The following is a 906-nucleotide window of genomic DNA, read 5'->3' as shown; positions in this document are numbered from 1 at the left end:
GTGGCGGGCTGCGATGCCCGCAGCCCGCCACCTGTTCAGCGTGGGGGTAGGGGTGAGCGCCGAACGGAAAGCACCCGGGCGGGCTGTACCACGGCCGGTGGCCTTCGGGGCGCCGTGATCACGGCCCGTCGCCTCGCCAGACATTGTCGAACGCCGCCTGCTCGATGGAGCGCCGCTGCCGTTCGAACTGCAGGTGCCGCACCGCGTCATCGACGGCGGCGAGCACCGTCGCCACCGTGTCGTCGGCCGCGGCCGGGGAGTCCTCGGTCCGCTCGTCGCCGATCCCGACGGTCGCCGCGAGGGCGGCGAGGACGGGTTCCTTCGATGTCCAGCGGTCCGCCGCCTGGCGGCGAGCGGGCGAATCGACCAGCGTCGTCTCACTGGCCCCGAAGGGCATCCAGCGGCGGCGGCGCTGCCGGGTGAGCTGCCCTTCCGCCTCAAGTGCGGCCAGATAGGACGCGGACAGGCCGCGGCCTCTGCGCCACAGCCAGTCGCCGACCGACTCGTACGGGGCTTGCCGGGCAAGCGTCGACGCGGCCTCGTCCAAGAGGCGATCCGCCAGTGCCGGCCGGTAGCCCGGCACCATGTGATCGCCGTCGAGTGTGAGGGCCTGGGCCTCCAGGAGGTCGATCACCTCGGCTCCCGCGAGCGCGAGCGACAGATCGCCGGGCTCGACAGAGCCACCGGACTCCGGGTCCATGGTGACGATCAACAGGTCCCGCGGTGTGGTCATGAGCGGCTCCCTGTCAGAGCCGGCGCCTGGTGGAGCCGGCGGCGCGCGGCGTCGTGTGCCGGGTGGACCTCGGCCCGCCGGCGAGCACTCCCACCTATGAGCTTACGGAGTGCGGACGACGGCTGCATCCGCGCCGCCGCCCGGCCCGCCGGGTGGGGTGCGCCCCCCGGCGG

1 protein-coding gene is annotated in these 906 nt (G+C 74.0%); it reads right to left on the bottom strand.

Annotated features, from left to right (window positions below; genetic code table 11):
• Window positions 1-118: 118 nt before the first annotated feature.
• A complete protein-coding gene (locus tag DY245_RS32780) occupies window positions 119-733 on the bottom strand; it encodes a GOLPH3/VPS74 family protein (RefSeq protein ID WP_128510813.1) in 615 nt (204 codons plus the stop codon).
• Window positions 734-906: the final 173 nt, after the last annotated feature.

The organism is Streptomyces inhibens, assembly GCF_003389455.1.
Taxonomy (GTDB): domain Bacteria; phylum Actinomycetota; class Actinomycetes; order Streptomycetales; family Streptomycetaceae; genus Streptomyces; species Streptomyces inhibens.
Note: the sequence above shows the minus strand (reverse complement) of the source record. Positions and strands in the feature narration are given on the sequence as shown.